19 protein-coding genes are annotated in these 21738 nt (G+C 62.4%); 9 read left to right on the forward strand and 10 right to left on the reverse strand.

The annotated features are described in order from the left end of the window. Positions 1-33: 33 nt before the first annotated feature. A complete protein-coding gene (locus LPJGGPFB_RS19035; protein WP_173421504.1) occupies positions 34-939 on the forward strand; it encodes a LysR family transcriptional regulator in 906 nt (301 codons plus the stop codon). A 181-nt stretch (positions 940-1120) separates the two neighbouring features. Further along, the gene (locus tag LPJGGPFB_RS19040; RefSeq protein WP_173421505.1) at positions 1121-3190 is read left to right on the forward strand and encodes a prolyl oligopeptidase family serine peptidase; all 2070 of its coding nucleotides are present in this window, start codon (positions 1121-1123) and stop codon (positions 3188-3190) included. A 25-nt stretch (positions 3191-3215) separates the two neighbouring features. On the opposite strand, the gene LPJGGPFB_RS19045 is transcribed toward LPJGGPFB_RS19040, so the two are convergent. Further along, positions 3216-3893: a hypothetical protein gene (locus LPJGGPFB_RS19045; RefSeq protein WP_173421506.1), complete on the reverse strand. Its 678-nt coding sequence runs from the start codon at positions 3891-3893 to the stop codon at positions 3216-3218. A 266-nt stretch (positions 3894-4159) separates the two neighbouring features. Here LPJGGPFB_RS19045 and LPJGGPFB_RS19050 point away from each other — a divergent pair, with 266 nt between their 5' ends. Then, complete coding sequence (locus LPJGGPFB_RS19050; protein ID WP_173421507.1) at positions 4160-5023, forward strand: alpha/beta fold hydrolase; 864 nt, start codon at positions 4160-4162, stop codon at positions 5021-5023. Positions 5024-5102: 79 nt separating this feature from the next. Here LPJGGPFB_RS19050 and LPJGGPFB_RS19055 read toward each other — a convergent pair whose 3' ends face one another. Beyond that, complete coding sequence (locus tag LPJGGPFB_RS19055) at positions 5103-6797, reverse strand: GMC family oxidoreductase (RefSeq protein ID WP_173422235.1); 1695 nt, start codon at positions 6795-6797, stop codon at positions 5103-5105. Between the two features lie 193 nt (positions 6798-6990). On the opposite strand from LPJGGPFB_RS19055, the gene LPJGGPFB_RS19060 reads away from it, so the two are divergent. Then, positions 6991-7938, forward strand: coding sequence for a LysR family transcriptional regulator (locus LPJGGPFB_RS19060; RefSeq protein WP_173421508.1), 948 nt, complete (start codon positions 6991-6993; stop codon positions 7936-7938). A 92-nt stretch (positions 7939-8030) separates the two neighbouring features. Here the strand turns inward: LPJGGPFB_RS19060 and LPJGGPFB_RS19065 are convergent, their stop codons facing one another. Next, complete coding sequence (locus LPJGGPFB_RS19065) at positions 8031-8477, reverse strand: PRC-barrel domain-containing protein (protein ID WP_173421509.1); 447 nt, start codon at positions 8475-8477, stop codon at positions 8031-8033. Positions 8478-8784: 307 nt separating this feature from the next. On the opposite strand from LPJGGPFB_RS19065, the gene LPJGGPFB_RS19070 reads away from it, so the two are divergent. Both LPJGGPFB_RS19070 and LPJGGPFB_RS19075 read left to right on the forward strand, forming a co-directional pair. Next, positions 8785-11826 carry a PAS domain-containing protein gene (locus tag LPJGGPFB_RS19070; protein ID WP_173421510.1) on the forward strand — a complete coding sequence of 1014 codons (3042 nt, stop codon included), beginning with the start codon at positions 8785-8787 and terminating at the stop codon, positions 11824-11826. 176 nt (positions 11827-12002) lie between these two features. Then, on the forward strand, positions 12003-12149 hold the full coding sequence (locus LPJGGPFB_RS19075; protein ID WP_077502675.1) for a DUF1127 domain-containing protein: 147 nt from the start codon (positions 12003-12005) through the stop codon (positions 12147-12149). A 277-nt stretch (positions 12150-12426) separates the two neighbouring features. On the opposite strand, the gene LPJGGPFB_RS19080 is transcribed toward LPJGGPFB_RS19075, so the two are convergent. The 4 genes from LPJGGPFB_RS19080 to LPJGGPFB_RS19095 form a co-directional block, all read right to left on the reverse strand. Continuing rightward, positions 12427-14358, reverse strand: a complete 1932-nt coding sequence (locus LPJGGPFB_RS19080) for an AI-2E family transporter (protein WP_427858277.1) — start codon at positions 14356-14358, stop codon at positions 12427-12429. Positions 14359-14434: 76 nt separating this feature from the next. Beyond that, on the reverse strand, positions 14435-15655 hold the full coding sequence (locus LPJGGPFB_RS19085) for an NAD(P)/FAD-dependent oxidoreductase (RefSeq protein WP_173421511.1): 1221 nt from the start codon (positions 15653-15655) through the stop codon (positions 14435-14437). A 13-nt stretch (positions 15656-15668) separates the two neighbouring features. Beyond that, entirely contained in the window at positions 15669-16916 is a 1248-nt protein-coding gene (locus tag LPJGGPFB_RS19090) for a low temperature requirement protein A (RefSeq protein WP_173421512.1), read from the reverse strand. Further along, the gene (locus LPJGGPFB_RS19095) at positions 16894-17241 is read right to left on the reverse strand and encodes a hypothetical protein (protein WP_173421513.1); all 348 of its coding nucleotides are present in this window, start codon (positions 17239-17241) and stop codon (positions 16894-16896) included. The genes LPJGGPFB_RS19090 and LPJGGPFB_RS19095 overlap by 23 nt, the downstream gene beginning before the upstream one ends. A gap of 55 nt (positions 17242-17296) precedes the next feature. On the opposite strand from LPJGGPFB_RS19095, the gene LPJGGPFB_RS19100 reads away from it, so the two are divergent. From LPJGGPFB_RS19100 to LPJGGPFB_RS19110, 3 genes are all read left to right on the forward strand, one after another. Further along, positions 17297-17611 carry a PepSY domain-containing protein gene (locus LPJGGPFB_RS19100; RefSeq protein WP_173421514.1) on the forward strand — a complete coding sequence of 105 codons (315 nt, stop codon included), beginning with the start codon at positions 17297-17299 and terminating at the stop codon, positions 17609-17611. Positions 17612-17654: 43 nt separating this feature from the next. Continuing rightward, positions 17655-18257 (forward strand): hypothetical protein, encoded by a 603-nt coding sequence (locus LPJGGPFB_RS19105; RefSeq protein ID WP_173421515.1) that lies wholly within the window; start codon positions 17655-17657, stop codon positions 18255-18257. A gap of 99 nt (positions 18258-18356) precedes the next feature. Next, a complete protein-coding gene (locus tag LPJGGPFB_RS19110; RefSeq protein WP_282438136.1) occupies positions 18357-18884 on the forward strand; it encodes a pyridoxamine 5'-phosphate oxidase family protein in 528 nt (175 codons plus the stop codon). A gap of 109 nt (positions 18885-18993) precedes the next feature. On the opposite strand, the gene LPJGGPFB_RS19115 is transcribed toward LPJGGPFB_RS19110, so the two are convergent. The 3 genes from LPJGGPFB_RS19115 to LPJGGPFB_RS19125 all read right to left on the reverse strand — a co-directional run bounded on the left by LPJGGPFB_RS19115 (position 18994) and on the right by LPJGGPFB_RS19125 (position 21709). Continuing rightward, entirely contained in the window at positions 18994-19356 is a 363-nt protein-coding gene (locus LPJGGPFB_RS19115) for a hypothetical protein (protein WP_173421517.1), read from the reverse strand. A gap of 157 nt (positions 19357-19513) precedes the next feature. Further along, positions 19514-20533: a Gfo/Idh/MocA family protein gene (locus LPJGGPFB_RS19120; protein WP_173421518.1), complete on the reverse strand. Its 1020-nt coding sequence runs from the start codon at positions 20531-20533 to the stop codon at positions 19514-19516. 12 nt (positions 20534-20545) lie between these two features. Further along, positions 20546-21709 carry an adenosylhomocysteinase gene (locus LPJGGPFB_RS19125; RefSeq protein WP_173421519.1) on the reverse strand — a complete coding sequence of 388 codons (1164 nt, stop codon included), beginning with the start codon at positions 21707-21709 and terminating at the stop codon, positions 20546-20548. Positions 21710-21738 lie beyond the last annotated feature (29 nt).

Here is a 21738-nt window from a genome sequence, read left to right on the forward strand (position 1 = left end):
CACATCCCGATGACACTGCGCTATACTGGGAGGATGTCGAAACCTGATCTCAATCTGTTGGTCCAACTTGACGTCCTGCTCGCGGAGGGCAGCGTCGCGCGTGCGGCCGAACGGTTGCGGCTCAGTCCTTCGGCCATGAGCCGGGCGCTGGCGCGGCTGAGAGAAGTGACGGGAGACCCGCTTCTGGTGCGGGCGGGACGCGGCCTTGTTCCGACGCCGCGGGCGCTGGAGTTGCGCGAACGCGTCGGTCAACTCGTCGATGACGCCGAGGCGGTCCTGCGCCCGGTGGACATGCTGGAGCTCAGTCGGCTCGTTCGGACCTTCACATTGCGCACGAGCGAGGGGTTCGTGGAGAACTTCGGTCCAGACCTCCTCCGGCGCATCACCTCTGAAGCGCCAGGCGTCAGCCTGCGCTTCCTGCCAAAGCCGAACAAGGAGAGCACTGCGCTGCGCGACGGTAGCGTCGATCTGGAAACCGGTGTGATCGGGGCTTCGACCGGCCCTGAAGTGCGCACGCAGGCCCTGTTTCGCGACCGCTTCATCGGTGCCGTCAGCAAAGAGCATCCCTTGAGCCAGGGCCCGGTGACGACGGCCAGCTATGCCGGCGGCCGGCACGTGCTCGTTTCCCGGCGCGGCCTTGACCGAGGTCCGATCGACGACGCCCTGGAAACGCTCGGTTTGGCGCGGCAGATTGTCATCACGGTGGGAGGCTTCTCGTCGGCGCTGGCGCTGGCGCGAGGATCGGACCTGATCGCCAGCGTGCCAGAGCGGCATACCGGAAATCTGCGCGCCGGCATGTATAGTTTTGCACTACCGGTCCCGGTGCCCGAGGTTACGGTTTCGATGCTCTGGCACCCCCGGCTCGATGCCGATCCGGCGCATCGATGGCTGCGCGGCTGCGTTCGGGAGGTTTGCCTGGAACAGCTTGCCGATCACTGAATGGGTGGGTCGTTCGGGCTTGGCGTGGCCGAGGCTGCCGGGCGACCAATTTGCAAGCCATGCCGGCCCAACATTCGTCCGCCTTTAATCGGCCTTTGACATTGCAAAGCCAGGTGACGAGACAACATATACCGCTGCGGCACCTCGCGATTGCCCTTCTGATGTTGCCTCTGGAGATTTCATGACCAAACCCATCCACGCACCGCTTCCCACGATTGGCGAAGATCCGTTCCTTTGGTTGGAGGACAGGACGTCCAAACCGGCGCTCGACTGGGTTCATGGTCAGAACGCGCGGACGAAGGAGAGGTTGCAGGGTGATGTTTCGTATCCGCCGCAGTATGAAACGGCGCTGGAATTGATGACCGCAGAGGACAACATCGCTGTCGGCTATGAACTGCGCGGCCATGTCTACAATTTCTGGCAGGACAAGGCCAACGTCCTCGGCCTCTGGCGTCGCACCCCAGTCGCCTCCTACAAGACCGACAAGCCGGAGTGGCAGACGATCATCGACTTCGACGCGCTTTCGGCAAAGGAGGGCGTCAGATGGGTGTTCAGCGGCGCACGCCGTCTCTATCCGGATTTCAGCCGTTGCCTCCTGAACCTGTCGCCGGATGGCGGCGATGCCAGTGAAATGCGCGAGTTCGACATCGAAACCGGGACCTTCGTCGAGGGCGGATTTCAAGCCCCAGTTTCAAAATCGAGTTTCAGCTGGCTCGATATCGATACGGTCATCGTCGCAGCCGCATTCGAGGCGGAAGAGAGAACGCAATCCGGCTATCCTCGCGTGGTCAAATTGTGGAAACGCGGAACGAGCCTCGCCGAGGCGGTACCGATCTTCGAGGGGCAGGTCGACGATCTTGCTGTCGGCGGGGCACTCGAGTTCGACGGCGACGCGCAATACCTGCTGCTGACGCGATCGATCGACTTCTACTCCGGCCATCATTTTGTCAGGCTGGCTTCGGGCGAAAACCGGCGGCTGCCGTTGCCGGACGATGTCGGCGACATCGCCCTTTTGAAGGGTCAAATGGTCTTCGGCGTGCGCAGCCCCTGGTCGGCCCCGGGCGGAACGACATGCCTGCCCGACGGGCTCTACGCCTTCGATTTCACGCGCTGGCTGAAGACCGGTGACATTGGTGGCATCGAGACGGTGCTGGCGCCTGCAGCGCGCGTTTCGATCGCGCATGTCGCGAGCACACGCGACCGGCTCTTCGTCAGTCTCATGGACAATGTTCGCGGTCGGGTGGTGTTTGCGGAGCGGGGCGAGCGCGGGTGGTCACTCACTCCGGTTGCCTTGCCCGAAAACGGCAATGTCGACATCAGCCACATCAATCAGTTCGGCTCCAGCGTCTCGTTCTCCATCACCGACTTCCTGACGCCGAGCTCGATCATCTGGTCCGACGACGACGGCGATACGCTGACGACGGTCAAGGCTCAGCCCGCGCGTTTTGATGCATCCGCACTGGTCTCGGAGCAGTTCGAGGCACGCTCGAGAGATGGCACGCTCGTTCCCTATTTTGTCGTTCGGCGTCGCGACCAGCAGGAGCCGGTGCCGGCCTTGCTCTACGGCTATGGTGGCTTCGAAGTTCCGCTTCTGCCTGCCTATGCCGGCCTGCGCGGCAAGCTGTGGCTCGAAAAGGGCTATGCCTACGTCCAGGCCAACATCCGCGGTGGTGGCGAGTTCGGTCCGCGGTGGCACCAGGCGGCACTCAGGGACAAGCGGCAGAACGCGTTCGACGACTTTGCCGCCGTTGCCGAAGATCTGGTGCGCCGCGGTATCTCGACCCCTTCGATGCTTGGCATTCAAGGCGGGTCGAATGGTGGCTTGCTCACCGGCGTTTCCCTGGTCCAGCGGCCCGAGCTTTTCGGTGCCGTCATCATCGAAGTGCCTTTGCTCGACATGCTTCGTTATACGGAATTGCCGCCGGGCGCGTCCTGGATGGCCGAATACGGCGATCCGTCGAAGCCCGAGGAGGCGGCGTGGCTGGCAACCTATTCTCCCTATCAGCACGTCGCTGACGACGCCGATTATCCGCCCGTGCTGCTGACGACGTCCACCGCCGACGACCGGGTGCATCCCGGCCATGCGCGCAAGATGGCGGCGCGCCTGCAGGCCGCCGGTCACGCGAATGTGCTGTTCTTCGAGGAAACGGAAGGCGGCCATGGCGGGCGCGGCGACCGCCGGATACAGGCAGCGCAGACTGCGATGAAGTATGTCTTCCTGGAGCAGGCGCTGACGGGCGCGACGAAGTGACCGCAGCATCAGCCGATGCCGGCTTCTATCTGATGGCGGGTCGTCTCGACGCCCCGCCATGTCGCAGCGCCTGGTGGCTGATGGCGACGAGATAGGAGGTCAGGAACAGGATGCCGATGAGCTTGAAGGCCTCTTCGACGAAGGTTGCTCCGCCGACATGGATCGGGGCCATATCGGCGGCGAAGGACAGGCCCATCGACAGCACCGAAGCGACAAGCAGCAATCGCGGCGTTGCCGCCCGAACGGTGTAGGCGCAATAGCAGAGCGCACCGAGCAGGATCATATGCGGCACGAGAACGACTTCTTCCGGGATGCCCATGGTCGCCACCGCCTCGTGCAGCATGAGGAAATCGTCGATACCCATCAGGGTTGAAAACAGCCCTCCGGCGAGCAACGTCCGCCGAAGAGCCGTGGTCCCCGCGTCAAACGTTGCCGCAAAGGCCTGGAGTGCCGCGGCCGCGCCGACGATCCACAGGATGACCCCGATGTTGGAGACGATGCCGAAATAGCCGGGGTTGCGGGCGATCGCGTTCGGGTCGCGAACGAGATCGTAGTAATCGATGCCGAAGACCCTGTCGGCGACAACGAGCGATGCGAGAATGACGACGGAAACAAGGAGGACGGCGATGATCGTGCCGGCCTCCGATCGATGCCACCTGCCGGTCGGTGCCGGGGGCGAATGCGTCTGTGCCTTGGCACTCATGGCGTCTCGTCCTCGCATTGTCGTGGCAAACATGAATCGAACGGGGCGATCCGGCCTCTTGTTTGTGACAGTTTTGTGACTTTGGATGCTTTTGGCTGCACGCGGCGGAGGCGAACGTGTTTCGCAGGTGGCCCAAAACCGGGTGTTGCACGGGGCTAGAGCGCGCGGTTGCGAAAAAAATCGCAGGGACCGTGTCGGCTCGCGCGGGTCCCGCTCGTCCTATTGTCAGCGTTGGTGAAGACGCGTGAAACCGCGAGGAAAGAGATATGTTTCGTTTTGCCCTTATCGCCGCAGCCCTCATCATTGCCGGGCCGGCACTTGCCGACAGCCAACCGGTCGGTGAGCGGGTCGAAGTCAACGGCATGAAGATGTATTATGAGGTGTCCGGCGAAGGCGAGCCGCTGATCGTCCTGCACGGCGCCTATATGAACATTCCATCGATGGGCGCGATCATTCCCAAGCTTGCCGAGACCAACAAGGTCTACGCGATCGAGTTCCAGGGGCATGGCCGCACGACCGACATCGACCGGCCGATCACCTATCCAAATCTCGCCGACGACGTGGCGGCATTCATGGACGCCGTCGGCGTCAAGAAGGCCGATGTCTTCGGCTACTCGATGGGGGCGGCTGCCGGGCTGCAGCTCGCCATCCGCCATCCCGAAAAGGTCAACAAGCTGGCGGCAGCTTCCGTCGGCTACGACGCCGAGGGCTGGCAGCCGGAATTCAAGGCCTTCATCCCGCAGATGAACGTCGACATGTTCGTCGGCATGCCTTTCGCTGAGGACTATCGCAAGCTTGCTGCCAATCCCGACGGCTTCCCTGCGCTCGTCGCCAAGCTGATCGCGCTCGAGAAGGAGCCGATGGCCTGGGAAAAGGACGTCAAGGCGATGAAGACGCCCGTCCTGATCATTGCCGGCGATGCCGATGTCGCAACCCTGGAACATACGGTCGCGATGTTCCGGCTGCTCGGCGGTGGTGGCATGGGCGACATGGGCAAGCCGTTGCCGGCGTCGCGCCTCGCCATCCTGCCTGCAACTTCGCACACGGCCGTCATCAATCAGCCGGAGCTGCTGGAAGCTCTGGTCGTGCCATTCTTCAAGGGCGAGACGCCAAAGGGCATGTTCCAATAGCAATTGCCGGTGCGCCTCGTCCTGCCGGGCGAGGCGCATCCGTCATAAGCTTCGTGAGGCCGCCGTCAGGATGGCCCGTCTAGGCCCGGTTTTGAGCGTCTGCGATAATCCAGCGTGCGGCCTTCTCCGCGATCATCATGGTCGGCGCGCTGGTGTTGCCGCTGGTGATGGTCGGCATCACGCTGGCATCGACCACGCGCAGTCCCTCGATGCCGCGAACCCGAAGCCGGCTGTCGACGACAGCCATGCCGTCGTCCTTGCCGCCCATTCTGGCGGTGCCGACGGGATGAAAGATGGTGTTGGCGATATCGCCGGCCAGTTTCGCCAGTTCGCCATCGCTCTGGAATTCTATCCCCGGCTTCCATTCGACCGGCTGGTATCGTGAAAGTGCGGGCTGGCTGACGATCGACCGGATCTGCCGGATGCTGTCGGCAGCGATCCGGCGGTCTTCGTCGGTGCTGAGATAATTCGGGGCAATGGCCGGCGGATCGCCACGGTGGCGCGAGCGGATTCGCACATGACCCCGGCTCGTCGGATTGAGGTTGCAGACGCTGGCGGTAAAGGCTGGAAAACTGTGCAGCGGCTCGCCAAAGGCATCGAGGCTAAGCGGCTGCACATGATACTCCAGGTTGGCATGGGCACGATCCGGGTCGGAGCGGGTGAAAGCGCCGAGCTGAGACGGCGACATGCTCATCGGTCCGCTGCGCTTCAGCACATATTCGAGCCCGATCCGCGCCTTGCCAACGAGATTGCTCGCCAGCGTGTTCAGCGTCTTGGCATTCTTGACCTTGAAGACCGCGCGGATCTGCAGGTGGTCCTGCAGGTTCTCGCCGACCCCCGGCACGTTCTGTTCAACGGAGATGCCCATGGCCTGCGACAACTGGGCCGGTCCGATGCCGGAGAGCTGCAGGATCTGCGGCGAGCCGATGGCGCCTGCCGAGAGAATGACCTCGTCGGTCGCCCGAACGGTCACCTTCTCGTTGCCACGGTAAAGCGAGACGCCCGTACAGCGCTTGGCCCCATCCGCTGACGTTTCGATCATCAGCTTTTCCACTTCGGCCTCGGTCCAGACGACCAGATTGCGCCGGTGGCGCACCGGCCGCAGGAACGCCTTGGAGGTGTTCAAGCGCCAGCCCGCCTTCTGGTTGACCTCGAAGTAACCGACGCCCTCGTTGTCGCCGCTGTTGAAGTCCGTCGATCGCGGAATGCCCGCCTCGACGGCGGCTCCCGCGAAGGATTCGAGGATATCCCACTTCAGTCGCTGCTTTTCGATGCGCCACTCGCCGCCGCGGCCATGCATGTCGGAAAAGCGGCTGTTGTCGCCGGTTGCCGGATCGGCGCCATCGTCGAGCCGGTAGTGATCCTCATGGGCCTTGAAATCGCCCAGAGAATTCTCCCAGGACCATTCGCGGTCGTTGGTCTGGGCTGCCCAGCTTTCATAGTCGCGCGATTGCCCGCGCATGTAGATCATGCCGTTGATCGAAGAACAGCCGCCAAGGGTCTTGCCGCGCGGATAGCGCAGCGAGCGACCGTTCAATCCCGCTTCCGGTTCGGTCTTGTAGAGCCAGTCGGTTCGCGGATTGCCGATGCAATAGAGATAGCCGACGGGAATATGGATCCAGGGATAGTTGTCGCGCCGGCCTGCCTCGATCAGCAGCACCCGCTTGCCGGGGTCGCGGCTGAGGCGGTTGGCAAGCAGGCAACCGGCCGAGCCGGCTCCGACGATCACATAGTCGAAAACGGCGGCGTCAGCAGTCGAGGCGTAGGGCTTCATCGCAAGCATTTCCCAATCCGGCGAAAGGGGATGAACGAGCCGCAGCTTGCACTGTGCAGCGGACCAAGATCATCCCACTTTTATAACGTTCATCAGCGATCGCAGCATTGCGATCCTCCCAAAGATCAGTAAACGGCTACCCGATCACGAAATCCAATGATAAATAGAGCTCGGTATTATAAAGGAAATTTATATGGCTGATCATCTGGATCTGCGATTGCTAAGGGCCTTCGTCACCGTGGCGCGGGAAGGCAACGTCACTCGGGCGTCCGAATTGCTGCATCTGACTCAGCCTGCCGTCAGCCTGCAAGTGAAGCGCTTGTCGCAGGAACTCGGGCTCACGCTGTTTCACCGAACAGCCAGCGGGCTTGAACTGACCCGCGATGGCGCGCTGCTGGCGGCCAAGGGCGAACAGGTGCTGGCGTCGGTGACCGAGTTTCGGCAGACGGCCATGCATCTGACGGCGCAGCTTCGCGGCACGCTCAGGATCGGCACGATCATCGACCCGGAATTCACCCGGCTCGGCGCTTTCCTCCAGGCACTGGTCGAAAGTGGTCCGGGCATCGAAACGACGCTGCGCCAGGGCATGAGCGGTGAAGTCGCGACCGGTTTGAAGCGCAACGAACTCGATGTCGGGTTTTTTCTCGGCGACCTCGATGATTTCGGGACGAGTACAGATGCGTTGGCTGGCGAGACCGATGCGCAGTTCTTCGTCAAGCCGCTGTCGCGGCTGACCTATCGCGTCGTCGCACCTCCGGCCTTTGCCGGCATCGTCGCGGACAAGGAGTGGAGCGAGCTTGCAGGCCTGCCCTGGATCGGAACGCCGCCGGCGTCGGTCCACCATCGGCTGCTTGCGCGGAAACTCGGCGGCCTGAACCTCAGGCAGAACGTGGTCGCTCTGGTCGATCAGGAAACGTCGATGTTGGCCATGGTCCGCACCGGGCTCGGGCTCAGCCTCTGCCGGGAGTCGATTGCGCTCAGCGAGCAACAGGCAAACGGGCTTGTCATCGCCAACCGGGTCAAGCTCGAAACCACGCTCGGCTTTGTCTGTCTTCGGCCCCGGCGCACCGATCCCAACGTCGCGCTGGCGTTTGACGTCATCGACAGGATATGGCGAACGGACCGCAGAGACACCGCCTGACGATCGTCATCGCAACGGCACGTCCACCTGCACCGGGCTTGAAGCCCGGTGCAGGTGGACGCTCAGCCAGCGATGGGGCTGGCTTCGCCTGCCTACTTCTTCAGTTTGGAGTAGTCGAGTTTCGGCGCTTTCGTCAGATCGTCCTTGGTGGTGTCGACATAGGCCTTCCAGGCACCGTCCTCTTCGGCAAGGGCAATCGACGCGGGGTCGAGAACGACGTAGCTCTCCCCGACGCCAAGAAAGCCGCCGACGCTGGCGACGACGCCGATAACCGACTTGCCGCCGCCGATGACGACGTCGGAAATCTCGCCGATGTTCTCGTCATTCTTGTTGTAGAGATCGACGCCGATGAGCTTGGACACGACCAGGTCGCTGTCCTGGATGTTGACGTATTTCAGCGGCATCGTCGCAGCCTTGCCCATGGTCAGGCCCGGGCCGGCCAACGTTGCGTCGGCGCCCGTTGCGGCGGCTTCCTGTGCCAGGGCTGCGGACGCAGACAGGGAGAAAACGGTCGCGGCAACGATGGGAAACAACTTCATATGATACTCCTGCATGATACCGGCAGTTGATCTGCCGTGACAGGTCGATAACGGCCTTCCGTCCGAAGTGTTCCGCTACCCATCTGAAAAATGTCGCTTTTCGTCCGCGCTGCTTACGCGGCTGGTCATGCCGACGATCGCTGATCGGCTTGTTTCGAAATATCTCTCGGCGGACTTGAACTTCGACCGAAATCGGACATTTAACGTAGCTTCTTGCCCGCAGGGCCCTTCGGGCCAACCAACGCTTTCACGCCTCATTGCACTCTCAACTGCCTGCAGACCCCGTCGCGGCGCTACGAAATGAACCATGGACACCACGCTCACGCCGCCGCTTGTTTTCGTCAGTTCCGACAATGTGATTTCCGGTTGGAGCGAAGGGGCTCAACGCCTGCTCGGTTGGTCTCGCGACGACGTGGTCGGGCAACCTCTGTCGACGATTTTCGATGAACTTGGTTTTTTCATCGGTTCGACCGGCCCCCAGGATCTCGACGCCGAAAAAGTGCTGTCTCCGGATGGTGGGTCCGTATGGGCGCTGAGAGGCAACGGCCGGCAACTGCTGGAAGAGCAGCTCGAACTGACCTTTGCCAACGCCGATGTCATCGGCGCCTGGGACTGGGACATTGCCGCTGATCGGGTGGTCGCTGACACGCGCTTCGCACAGGTGTTTGGCGTTGATCCCGAGAGAGCCAGAGAGGGGCTGCCACTGGCGCACTTTGCCGCCGGCATCCACCCGGACGATCGGGCACGGGTGACCCGGGAGATCGAGGCTGCGGTTGCTGGCGGTCCCGCGTTCAACAGTGAATATCGCGTCCTTCGGTCCGATGGATCGCTGTCGCATGTCCTGGCGCGGGGTCGGCTGGTCCAGGCCAAGGGTCATCGGCCGGCGCGCTTCCCGGGTGTCCTGTTCGATGTCACCGCCCGCAGATTGGCCGAGAGCGATGCCCACGCGAACCGCCAGCGTTATCGATCGCTGTTCGAAATGCTGCCTGACGGCTTTTGCGTCATCAAGATGATCTGGGATGCGGATGGGGTGCCGGTCGACTACGAATTTCTTGAGGTCAATTCCGCGTTCGAAAAGCACACGGGCATCACTTCGGCCATCGGCAAACGCGTGCGCCGCGATGTCGCCGCCGACCATGAACAATACTGGTTCGATATTTACGGCAAAGTGGCCCGAACCGGTGAGCCGGTCAGCTTCGAGAACTCCGCCGAGGCGCTTGGCCGGTGGTATCAAGTCCAGGCCTTTCCGATCGATGGTTTGGGATCGGAACATGTCGCCGTTCTCTTCAGCGACGTTACCGACCGCCGACGCACAGAAGTGGCGTTGAAGGCAAGCGAGGCGGAGTTCAGAACACTGTCGCAATCGATGCTCAACCACGTCTGGACGGCAAGACCGGATGGTCAGCTAGACTGGTTCAACGATCGCGTGCTCGCGTTCAGCGGCAAGAGCGCCGGGGAGCTTGCGGGCAACGGGTGGGCGTCGATCGTGCATCCGGACGATTTGGAGACGGCGGCGGCAGCCTGGTCGGCGGCAGTGGCAGGAAATGAGGTCTACCAGACGGAGTTTCGCATTCGCAGGGCTGACGGCCGTTATCGCTGGCACCTGGTCAGGGCCGTTCCGGTCCGGGGCGAGTGCGGCGAGATGCGCCGTTGGGTCGGCACCAACACCGACATCGATCACGCAAAGAAGAACGAGGCGGCTCTGGCGGATCTGAACGCGACGCTCGAAGAGCGGATCGCCGAGCGCAGTGAGCAGCTGCTCCTGTCGCAAAAGGCGCTGCAGCAGTCGCAGAAGATGGAGACCATCGGCAAGCTGACCGGCGGGGTGGCGCACGACTTCAACAACCTGCTGCAGGTTGTTGCCGGAAATCTCCAGCTTCTTTCGAGGGACGTCTCAGGCAACGAGCGGGCGGCGAGCCGGGTCGACAATGCCCTGGCGGGTGTCGCTCGCGGCGCGAAACTCGCGAGCCAGTTGCTGGCCTTCGGCCGGCGGCAGGCGCTGGAACCCAAGGTCATCAATGTCGGCCGCTTCGTCAAAGGCATGGACGATCTGCTGCGCCGTTCGATCGGCGAGGGCGTCGATATAGAAGTGATCGTTGCCGGTGGGCTCTGGAACACACTCGCGGATCCAACCCAGGTGGAAAACGCGCTCCTCAACCTGGCGATCAATGCGCGCGACGCCATGGACGGTGCCGGCAAGCTGACCATCGAAGTCGGCAACGCTTTCCTCGACGATCACTACGCGGCAACGCATCCCGATGTGAGCGCCGGCCAATACGTTATTCTCGCCGTGTCCGATACCGGATCCGGGATGCCGCCCGGCATCCTCGAACAGGTCTTCGAACCGTTTTTCTCCACCAAGCCCGAAGGCAAGGGGACGGGCCTCGGCCTTTCCATGGTTTATGGCTTTGCCAAGCAGTCCAACGGCCATGTGAAGATTTATAGCGAAGTCGGCCATGGAACGACGGTCAAGCTGTACCTGCCGAGAGAGATTGCCGAGGAAGCGCGCGAAACGGTCGTCCATGCCGCTGGCCCTGCCGTTGGCGGAACGGAAACCGTGCTCGTGGTGGAGGACGACGACGATGTCCGCGACACCGTGGTCGAGACGCTCAGCGATCTTGGCTACCGCGTGCTGACGGCGCGCGACGCGCAGAGCGGATTGTCGGTGGTGGAAAGCGGTATCGCCATCGATGTGCTCTTCACAGACGTGGTGATGCCGGGAACATTGAAGAGCCCGGAAATGGCAAAGCTCGCCAAGGCGCGCCTTCCAAATCTCGTGGTGCTGTTTACCTCAGGCTATACCGAGAATTCGATCGTGCACGGCGGAAAGCTCGACCATGGCGTCGAGCTTTTGTCGAAGCCCTATACCCGCGAAGCGCTGGACCGTCGCATTCGGCATCTTCTGGCCAACAGTCGGCAGGCGATACAGCGCGAGCGCGACGCGGCCACGAATGCGCCTGCGCCTGCGGAGGAACGCTTGCCGCTGAAGCTTCTTCTCGTCGAGGACGATTTTCTCATTCGCATGAATACGGCGGAGGTGCTGCGCGACCTCGGCCACGACGTGATCGAAGCGGGGACTGCGGCGCAGGCGATTTCGGCGGCAGAAGCGACAAGCATCGACATCCTGCTGACCGATATCGGCCTGCCGGATATGCAGGGCGGCGATCTGGCCGTGGCGGTACGCGAGATCCGTCCCGGCATTGGAATTGTCTTTGCCACGGGCGAAACGTCGATGCCACCGGGCGCGGATCCGTCCGCCGTTCTGTTGGTCAAGCCTTACAACGAGCGAAGTCTGAAACGGGCGATAGACAGCGCCAGCGTGCGCGAGACCGACGCGGCGCGATCCTGACCCTATGGATGCTGCAGTCCCCTTGGGAACAACGATCCATGCACGGCTTGCAGGGGTGGGCTGAGGTCTTGGCGCTACTGCTCGCGGGGGTGATCGCCTATATTCCTCTCATCGAAGCGAACGAAGCGCCAAGGACTGGCAGCTGAGCTTGGAAAGCCCAAGGAAAGGGGATCATCATGAACGTAGCACGCTCTTTCAACAACTGGCTCAAGTACCGGCAGACGGTCTCCGAACTGGGCCGCATGTCCTCGCGTGAACTGCGCGACCTCGGCATCGAGCGCTCGGACATCCAGAGCATCGCACGGACTGCCTACGGCCGCTAATCGCGCCTGAGACCACTGACCAATTCATGACGCGCCTGCTCGGCAACGAGCGGGCGCTTTTGTTTTGTCGGTCCATCGGCTGCGAGGCGAAATCGACGGTTGGCCAAAGGGTGGCCGCGTCACGTGTTTGGCCGAGCTGATTTCCTTGGCGGCTACGCTCGTCTTGGTACCATCTTTTATTGAAACGACGCCGTGTCGCAATGCGCGATCCTGTTCTGCCGCGCAGGACCGATCACGATCCCAAACAGCCAGGTCCGCTCCAGTGGCGTTGCAGGCATCATTGTGCGGGCTGCGGCACCAGGCGGCGGCGTGCCTTGGTCCTGCTTGGTGGGGCAAGCGGAAGCGATGGTCGTTTCGTCAATGCCTCGATTGCAGCCGAAGTCATGTCCGATGCAACGAAGTCGGCACCCGGAACTTGCTCCTGGCTGGTATCGGGCTTGCGCTGGCCCGCTGCGTCGTCGGCTGAGGTATCCCAGATGACGATACCCACCCTTGCCCGGGTGTTGACGCGCTTCAGCCGGCGCACGACGAAGCGGGCGTGCTTGATCGAATCCTGATTGAGAAAGCAGACGATGATCGCATCGACGGCATCGATCTTGAGTTTGCGGATATTGGCCGCTTCGATCTCGTGAAAATTCAGCGCCGTCGCCGACGCCCCTTCAGCGCGAAGCACCTGGGCGAGCATGGCGGCCGAGACGTCGTCGATCTCGCCTCTGCCGCCGACGCAAAGGATGGTCATGCCTTCGCCGTCCGGAATGGGCTGGCTTGCAGCTTCGCTCTTCTCATCGTCGTTTTCGAGCTCGTCGTCCTCACTCTCCTCGATCGCGACGTCCTCGAGGTTGGACACCAGCGACAGGCCGCTTGCCGCCACGCGCAGCCGCTGCTCGTCGCTCATGACGCCGCGGGCGCGGTCCTGTTCCGCCAGCGCCAAAGCGGGGATTGCCACTGCGCGGTAGTAATCGACGAGATACTCGTCTTCGAGGATCTCTTCGGCCTGATCGGTCGCTTCATCGGGATCGCCGGCCAAAAGCCGCTGGTAGAGGCGTGCGTGCGGCGCCAGTACCGGGTCGCTGCCGAAAAGCACCTGCAGAAACTCGAACTGCGGTACATGCTTGCCGAGCACGACAAGGCAGACCGTCAGCGGCGTCGACAGGATCAGGCCGACAGGGCCCCAGATCCAAGCCCAGAAGATCGCTGACACGATGATCGCCAGCGGCGACAGCCCGGTCTTGGAGCCGTAGAGCATCGGCTCGATCACATTGTTGATCACCAACTCCATCGCGATGAACAGCCCGGCTGTCCACAAAAGCATCGACCAGCCGCTGTCGACTGCGACCGACAGGAACAACGGCAGCACCATCGCAATGATAGGCCCGATATAGGGAACGAAGCGCAGGACGATCGCCAGCAACCCCCACAGTACCGCATTGGGTATGCCGATGAACCAGAGGCCGATGGCAACGGGCAGGCCATAGGCGGTGTTGACGATCAACTGCATCAGCAGGTAGTGGCCGACGCGCGTGCCGGCATCCTGCAGGCCCTCGGTGGTTCGATGCAGGTCGCCGAAGCCGGCGAGCCGTATGAACCGGTCCCTGAGATCCTCCCGCTCCAGCAGCATGAAGATGACGACGACCACGACCAAGCCGGCCATCGCCACTGGTCCAACGAGCGGCGCGATGATGTTGGTCAGGACCTGGATCGGATTGTCGCGCGAATAGATCTCGACCAGCAGCGGGTCTCTCTTCGGGCTTTCAACCCCGGTGGGCGCCTCCGCCATCGGCCGATCTATCTCGCGGTTGATGCGTTCGATGACATTGCCAATGCGATCGACGATGCCGTTTTCGGCCCCGGCCTCCTTCAGCTCCTTCACCTTGGTGACGATGTTGGATTGATAGGCGGGAAGGTTTTTCGCCAGTTCGGCAACCTGCAGGGCGACCACGAGGCTGAAAATGCCGATCAAGGTAAAGGTAATCAACGCGGTGGAGATCACCGCAAATGCGCGGGGTAGACCGATGCGGCGCAGGGCCGCGACGACGGGGGCAAGCGCGAAGGTCAACAGCAGCGCGACCGCGATCGGCAGAAAGACGTCGCGGGCCAGATAGAGGATGGCAGCGGCGCCGACGAGGGTCAGCGATGTCGGCATGGCCGGGCGCACGCCCTGCATCGAGGGCGCACCGAGATCGCGGATCTGATCGATTGCCTTGCCCAAGTCTATTCCCTCTCGGATTTGTCAGAAGCTATCACGAATGACGGTCTCGTAAACGCGCCTACCTACCGGCCTGCCGTTAGACGAACGGAAACAGTGAAGCGTCCGGGTCGGCGTGCCCCAGGATGCTCGACGAGATGATTTCGGCGGCGATCTGGCTGAAGGTGATGCCGTTGCCGCCATAGCCCATGGCTGCGAAGGCATTCCGCATGCCCGGAACACGCCCGATCATCGGCAGGCCCTGCGCGGTGACCCCGAAGGCGGCGGCCCATCGATAGTCCGGCTCGCCGATCTTCATCCCGAGGAGGTCGGAAAGCTTCCGCCGCAGGATCTCGGACTTCGCTTTCAGCTTTGCCGGATCCCGGAACGCGTCTGCGCTTTTCTCGTCTTCGCCGCCGACGATGATGCGGCCGTCTCGCGTTGAGCGAAAGTACAGATACGGGTCGGCACCTTCCCAGACGAGATAATCGTCGAGCCATTCCGGCCGATGATGACGGGGCTTGGTCGCCAGTGCCCAGGTCGAGACGATGGCATGGTCCTTGTGTGCCACGGCCTCCAGAAACTCGTAGCCGGTGCAGAAGACCACGTGGGTCGCGGTGATGATCTGGCCATCGGATGTCGCGACCGCATTTCGGCCCTCGATCTCCCGGATATCGGTGATCTCCACGTTTTCGACGATGGGGATGTCGTTGGCCTGAGCGTGGCGGAGGAAGCCGGATGTCAATTGGGCCGGGTTGGCCGATGCGGAGATTCTCGTCTCGATAGCCGCCGTGCGATCGATGTCGAATCTCGCGCGCAGATCCGCCTTGGACAGAAGCGTCGCTTCGAGTTTTGCCTCCGCCCGCGCTTCCACTTCCGCCTGAAGTGCACGGGCGCCATAGCTGGAGCCTGAGAGGAAAAGCGTGTTCTTTCGCTCGAACTGGCAGGAGATCCGCAGGGCGTCGACCAGCGATGCGAGGTGTTCGACGGCTTTTGCCGAGCGTTGCCAGATGCGCGCGGCGTTGTCCGCGCCAAGCACCCGGTTCAATTGGTGCAGCGGCACGTCGATTTCGTGCTGGATCATGGCTGTGCTGGCCATGCTGCTGCCGCTGATCGGCTTTCGACGGTCGACCATCAGCACACGTAGCTTGTGCCCGATGAGGGCGTTGGCCATCAGCGCGCCGCTGATCCCGGCGCCGACGATCAGCACGTCGACATCGTGAGCAGAGACCCGTTTCCGCGCGCGTACCGCGTGGTGCGGCCTATCGGCCCACAGAGGCTCGGCCTTCCGAAGATCCCGTTTGCGGGTCAATGTGTGCAAGTGTTCCTCCAGGTCAGCGCATTCGGGCCAGGTCTGCGCATTCGGGAATGCGCAGATGCGGATTAAGTTCCGCCCCGACGTCCTCAGGCTGTGCCGATACACGGCGCAGCGCCAGGTACTCCCACAGGGCGACGATGAACAGAACCGCCGTCGCCACGGCCTGAACGACGTAGTTGGGGGCAACTGGCACGATGAGGACCGCGACCGCCAGGAGCACGAGCCCGGCGATATGCGAGACCGGGAACTGGCGCGTGGCGACGGCCTTGATCCAGATGTTTCCCCCGAGGAAGAGAGCCGGGCCGCCAAGCATGGCAAGCGCGTGTTTCAGTGAGCTGGGTTCCTCGGCATGCGACAGGCTGAAATCCTCCCCGACCGCAGTCAGGATGATCCCGGCGACAACCGGCAGGTGACCATAGGTGAAGAGATTGAGTGCGACGGTTTCCGGCCTCGATGTCGCCTCTGCCTTGGACGCGGCCTTTTCCTGGCCGTGGTGGAAATAGATCCACCACATGAATCCGGTGCTGAGGAATGCGCTGCAAAACACAGCAAAGGTCATGTCATCCGTCATGTGCTCCGTCGCGTTGCGGCCGGTGGTCAGAATGGTCTCACCGAGGCAGATGATGACGAACAGCGCGCAGCGCTCCGCCATGTGAGCGCCGGACACGTCCAGCGTTTCGTCGGGCGATCTGCCGAGAAACGGCACGTAGTACCGGAGGGCCGGCGAGGCGTATTCGACGAGCAGGGCGAGCGTCCACAGGACCAGGCGCCCTTCGAGCGCCATCAGCCCGCCGGCGAGCCAGAAGGCACTCGATAGTAGCATCCAAAGGGTAATGCGCAGAAAGGTCAGGAACGATCGCCGATCGGAATGGCGAAAGGCATAGAGGGTGAAAACCGACCGACAGATCTGCATTCCGCTGTAGATTGCCGCAAACACCAGACCTTGATCGCCAAATGCTTCGGGCAGGGCGATCGCCAGCAGGACGCCCGCAAACATCAGCCCGAACAGCAGCAGACGGACAGGCTCCTTCTCGGTATCCAGCAGGTTGGTCACCCAGGTCGTGTGGATCCAGACCCACCAGACGGCAAGGATCAAAAGAATAGCCTCGATGATGGCCGTGGCGCTGAAATCGGACGCGAGCTTGTGGGCGAGCTGAATGAGCGCGAAGACGAAAACGAGGTCGAAGAACAGCTCGGGAAAGCTCGCCCGCGTCTGGTCGGCATCCGCTTTCCTGATCCAGTCACTTTTCTGATTGCTCGCCATTCAGGTCGCCGATGCTGATCCGATCAAAACTCGAACGGGAACTAGGGCGTTGTCGAAATTCAACAACGGCAGTTTCTGGATGGGGTGAAGGAACGTGATCGGCGAAGTGCAGAATGTTGATGCCTTCCGGCGCCTCGTCGGCCTTGCTCTCAGTGCGAACGGTAGCAAGTCCTGCCTGAACCTTCGGGCGCGACAAGCGTTTGGCTGGGCGCTGTCGTGAAACCGGCGGGCTTCGTCGCGCCCGGTCGATGTCCTTTTGGGCGCAGGTAACATATTCAGTTGATTGGATAATTTTCATTTTCTTCTGCGGTGAAGCAGGAACCATCGCCAATCACCCGCGTTGTCCCAGCATCGATCAATGACCGACCAAGGAGACAACGATGAAAAGAATGATCGCCGCGACGGCCTTTCTGATGGCAGGTGCGCTCGGTGCATACGCCCAGACGCCGACGCCTTCACCCGAGGCCGAAACCCCCGCTGTAGCGACGCCCGATACCACAAATCCTACTGCACCGGTGGCCGGCGCCAACAGCTTCACCGAAGAGCAGGCGCGCGCCCGGCTGCAGGAAGGCGGCTACACTGCCGTCAGCGGATTGAAGCTCGACGACAAGGGCATCTGGCAGGCGGCTGCCACCAAGGACGGAAAGCCCGTGAACGTCGCACTCGACTACCAGGGCAACATCGTCGCCAACTGATGTTGGCCGGAAGATCAGCAAACCCATTCAAGGACAAATCGATATGAAAACTGTTTCAGGACTGTTCGACACCTATGACCAGGCCTCGCAGGCCGTGCGCGAACTGAAGGCATTCGGCATCCCCGATGATGACGTCAGCATGGTCGCAAGCAATGCCGAGGGTCGATACAAGGTTGATGATGCCGAAGGCGCTGCAACGGGCGCCGGAACTGGCGCCGGGCTCGGCGCTGCCGTCGGCGGCGCAGGCGGTCTTCTGACCGGCCTTGGTCTGCTGGCGATTCCAGGCGTCGGTCCGGTCGTGGCGGCCGGCTGGCTGGCGGCGACGGCTGCAGGCGCTGCCGCCGGTGCCGTTGCCGGAGGCGCGGTCGGCGGCATCATCGGTGCGTTGACCGATTCCGGCGTGCCGGAAGAAGACGCCCACGTCTACGCCGAGGGCGTTCGCCGTGGCGGCACCTTGGTGACGGCGCGTGTCGCAGACGATGACGTTGCGCAGGCAGAGGCCATCCTCAAGCGCTCCAACTGGGTCGATCTCGAAGACCGCCGTTCGGCTTACCGCGCGGAAGGCTGGAGCAGGTTCGACGAGAGCCTCGATCCCTATAGCCCCACGCAGGTCGAAGAACAGCGGGCACGCTACGCCAACCGCTAGCTGCACGCCAGCATGGGAACGCCAGGTGGCCGGCCGATCGGTCGGCCCCTGTTTTTTGTTTCACGCCGTTCACGTCTGCCCCGGAGGTCATCCCCTAAGATGAGCCGTGCCGGCGCGCCGAACCGTCAAGGAGATAGGACATTGGCAAGCCCCGAAGAGCTCAAAAGAAAATTCTGGAAAACGTTGAAATCGGACATGACCGTGATGCTTGGTCTGCCTGAAACGGAGCATGGGCACACGCGTCCGATGACCGCACAGGTCGAGGGCGAGCACGGTCCGATCTGGTTCTTCACCGTTCGCAGTGCAGCCGTCGCACAGAATGTGCACACGGACACGCCCGCCATGTTCGCCTTCGCGTCGAAGGATCACGAGCTGTTTGCAACCGCTCACGGCACGCTTCGCCTCGACAACGACCGCGCCGTGATCGACCGGCTGTGGAACCAGTTTGTCGCCGCCTGGTATGAGGGTGGCAAGGACGATCCCGAACTCGCGCTTTTGCGTTTCGAGCCGAGCGAAGCCGAAATCTGGCTCAACGAGACCAGCCTGTTTGCGGGCATCAAGCTGCTTTTGGGCAGCGACCCGAAGGAGGCGTACAGGGAGAAGACCGCGAAGGTGGAACTCTCCTGAGCGTCTCGCCAAAACGCGTGTGGCGGGGATTTGCCCGCCGCACGCGTTTGCTTGAGTGTCGATGATGCTGTCATCGCTCGTTCGACACACGGCCATCCCGCCGTGAAGGCTACTTCGCTTCAGTCAGCGTTTCAGTCCCGCTTCCATCCTTACCGGTGATCGTCCAGGTGCCGTCCAGCGAGCCGTCGCCGTTGACCTTGTAGACGATTAGGCCAAGGGCGTCACCGAGCACATAGGCCGCGGCAAAGGCATCGCCGTTCAGCATGCAGACGCCTGTGGATTTCACGCCGGCCGTGTCCCATTCGATGACGCAGGTGGTTTCGCTGGCAAGCGTGATTTCCGCGGTTCCGGAATAGCTGGATCCGTCCAGGTTCGTGCCTTCGACGGTGTACTTGCCGGCGTTGACGGTCTGGGCGTTCCCGGCCGCGGCCGCGCCGAGAAACAGCGCCGCGGTGAGCAACATTCTCTTCATAAGTCCCCCAAGAAACCCGCGCGCCCCTCGCGCGGTTCGCAATTGTTACGCACAAACCATGACGTTTGAAACGGTCCGCAAGGTGGGCCCGCATTCATTTTTGGTGGCGTCGCCTGGTGCCTGGCCTGGGTTGCTGAAAATGGCAGCTCCGACCTGATCAGAAGGAGCGTTGCGGGTTGTTTCTGCCGTCTGACATTCGTGCCTGCTCATCCCAAGCCGACAGCAGCGACATGATCTCTAGCGAATCGGACAGGCGTGGCGCCGGGCGCGGCGCTTCCTTCACGCCCGCCCTCAGGCAGCTCTCGACCAGCTTCACCTGATGGCCGAAGGCGTCGTGATCGGAAAGCACGACGATCTCTTCTGCCGGATGACCATATTCGCAAAGCTCCATCCGGTTTTCGCCCGCCACCGGCAGCCAGGGGTTGGTGAGAAACCGCAGGCTGCCGCGCTCCCCGTGGATGGAGAACGCAAAAGACATGCCGAAGCTGTCGGTCGATTGCAGCGTGGCGAGAACGCCGTTGTCGAAACGGACCGAAAGGCTTGCATCGCAGATGTTGCCGTCATGCGGCGAGACGTTGCCGAAAGCGCTGGTCACCCGGGTTGAAAAGGCATCCGGCCCGCAGGCCGTCTGGATCACGTAATGCAGCAGCGAAGCCGGGTAGCAGCCGAGATTGAAGATCGTGCCTTTGCCCATCGGGTTGACGAATTTCCAGATGTCGGCGGCGTATAGCCCCGAAACCGACCGGATCGCACCGAGCCGACCGGAGCGCAGGATTTCGCCGGCCTTGGCCATCAACGGATGGCAGAGATACATCAGGCCTTCGAGAAAGAAGATGCCTCTGTCGCGCACCGCCTGTGCCAGAGCGTCTGCTTCGGCCATCGTTGTGGTCAGCGACTTCTCCGACAACACGGCCTTGCCCTTTGCCGCAGCGCGGATCACCGCCTCATGGTGCAAGTTGTTGGGCAGGCCGACATAGACGACATCGATGGCAGGGTCGTCGAGCAGGGCGTCGTAGCCGGAATAGTGCTTGGCAATACCGTGCCGGGCGGCAAAGTCGGAAAGACGCAACCCATCGCGGCCCGCCACCGCCTCGATGCGCGAACCGTCGCTTGCGGTGATGGCCTCGGCCATGGTGTCGGAAATGAAGCTCGTTCCAAGAATTCCCCAGCGCAGCATGTGTCCGTTCCCTCAGCGGTTCAGTTCGAGATAGGCGGATGCGACCATGGCGTCGATGTCGCCGGGGACCGGCACGACGCACATCGAAGCGTCGAGCGTCCGGCTCGCCACCCTCTCCAGGCAGCGGGCCTGGAGCGCAAAGCCGAGATCCATGGATTCGACCGAATTGCCAAGGGCCCTTGGCCCGGCAAGATTGGCCATGTGGCCTGCGCCGAGACTGTGGACGCGCCGTCCATCGGCAAGGGCGAGCGTCTCGATGCCTTCGTCGAGGTAGTTTTCCGCCGACACCACCGCGGTGTCGGCGCGCATGCCGGCGATGTCGATCTCGTGCGGGAAATGCCCACCGTTGAGGAGAATGATGCCGTTCTTGAACGCCGCGAGGTCGGAGGCCGTCAGGATGTTCGCGGAGCCCGTAACCGTGACGATGACGTCGGCCGAGCGTATGGCGTCGTCGCGCCTTGGGGTCGAGAAGCCGTCGAGATGGGCTTCGAGTGCGGCGACCGGGTCGATGTCGACGACGCTGACCGCGCTGTAGGCATTGCGAAAGCAGGCAGCGGTGCCCTTGCCGCAGGCGCCATAACCGAAAACGGTCACCCGTTTGCCATTGGTCGAGCGATTTGTGAACCGCATGTAGCTTTCGAACAGGCTTTGGCCAACTGCATGGCGGTTTTCCGCGAACTGCTTGATGGGGCTGTCGTTGATCACCAGCACGGGCAGGCCGATCGCGTCGCGCATCGGCCGTAGCCGGGCTCGCCCGGAAGTGGTCTCTTCCGTACCACCGAGCAATGTCGCGTAGGGCCGTTCGGCGACCCGGGCGAAAAGGTCGCCGCCATTGTCAAGCAGCAGGTCGGGCTGATGATCGAGCAGTTCGTTGATGAAGCCCGAATGCGCGGCCGCATCGGTGGTCTGCCCACCGATGACGGTGATGCCCTCACGTCTCAGATAATCGACTGTCGCCGGCTGGGTGCTGTTTAGATTGCCGGTCGCCACGAGTTTGGCGCCGCCGGCCTTGAGTGTCATCAGCAGCGCCACCGTCTTCGGCTCCAGATGGATCGCCGTTCCGATGGTCAGGCCGTTGAACGGGCGCGTCGTCTCGAACTCGGCGGCAATGGTGCGCAGCAGGGCGCAGCTTTGCCCAACCCACTCGATGCGGGACGGATGGCTGGGAGTGGTCATGGTGAGGGTCCTGACTGTCTGTCTGTGGT

Source organism: Ensifer adhaerens (assembly GCF_013283195.1).
Classification (GTDB): domain Bacteria; phylum Pseudomonadota; class Alphaproteobacteria; order Rhizobiales; family Rhizobiaceae; genus Ensifer; species Ensifer adhaerens_G.

Coding starts and splice junctions, on each gene's coding strand:
- LPJGGPFB_RS19035 (WP_173421504.1), top strand. CDS start 34: ATGTCGAAACCTGATCTCAATCTGTTGGTCCAACTTGACGTCCTGCTC.
- LPJGGPFB_RS19040 (WP_173421505.1), top strand. CDS start 1,121: ATGACCAAACCCATCCACGCACCGCTTCCCACGATTGGCGAAGATCCG.
- LPJGGPFB_RS19045 (WP_173421506.1), bottom strand. CDS start 3,893: ATGAGTGCCAAGGCACAGACGCATTCGCCCCCGGCACCGACCGGCAGG.
- LPJGGPFB_RS19050 (WP_173421507.1), top strand. CDS start 4,160: ATGTTTCGTTTTGCCCTTATCGCCGCAGCCCTCATCATTGCCGGGCCG.
- LPJGGPFB_RS19055 (WP_173422235.1), bottom strand. CDS start 6,797: ATGAAGCCCTACGCCTCGACTGCTGACGCCGCCGTTTTCGACTATGTG.
- LPJGGPFB_RS19060 (WP_173421508.1), top strand. CDS start 6,991: ATGGCTGATCATCTGGATCTGCGATTGCTAAGGGCCTTCGTCACCGTG.
- LPJGGPFB_RS19065 (WP_173421509.1), bottom strand. CDS start 8,477: ATGAAGTTGTTTCCCATCGTTGCCGCGACCGTTTTCTCCCTGTCTGCG.
- LPJGGPFB_RS19070 (WP_173421510.1), top strand. CDS start 8,785: ATGGACACCACGCTCACGCCGCCGCTTGTTTTCGTCAGTTCCGACAAT.
- LPJGGPFB_RS19075 (WP_077502675.1), top strand. CDS start 12,003: ATGAACGTAGCACGCTCTTTCAACAACTGGCTCAAGTACCGGCAGACG.
- LPJGGPFB_RS19090 (WP_173421512.1), bottom strand. CDS start 16,916: ATGGCGAGCAATCAGAAAAGTGACTGGATCAGGAAAGCGGATGCCGAC.
- LPJGGPFB_RS19095 (WP_173421513.1), bottom strand. CDS start 17,241: ATGGTTCCTGCTTCACCGCAGAAGAAAATGAAAATTATCCAATCAACT.
- LPJGGPFB_RS19100 (WP_173421514.1), top strand. CDS start 17,297: ATGAAAAGAATGATCGCCGCGACGGCCTTTCTGATGGCAGGTGCGCTC.
- LPJGGPFB_RS19105 (WP_173421515.1), top strand. CDS start 17,655: ATGAAAACTGTTTCAGGACTGTTCGACACCTATGACCAGGCCTCGCAG.
- LPJGGPFB_RS19110 (WP_282438136.1), top strand. CDS start 18,357: ATGAGCCGTGCCGGCGCGCCGAACCGTCAAGGAGATAGGACATTGGCA.
- LPJGGPFB_RS19115 (WP_173421517.1), bottom strand. CDS start 19,356: ATGAAGAGAATGTTGCTCACCGCGGCGCTGTTTCTCGGCGCGGCCGCG.
- LPJGGPFB_RS19120 (WP_173421518.1), bottom strand. CDS start 20,533: ATGCTGCGCTGGGGAATTCTTGGAACGAGCTTCATTTCCGACACCATG.
- LPJGGPFB_RS19125 (WP_173421519.1), bottom strand. CDS start 21,709: ATGACCACTCCCAGCCATCCGTCCCGCATCGAGTGGGTTGGGCAAAGC.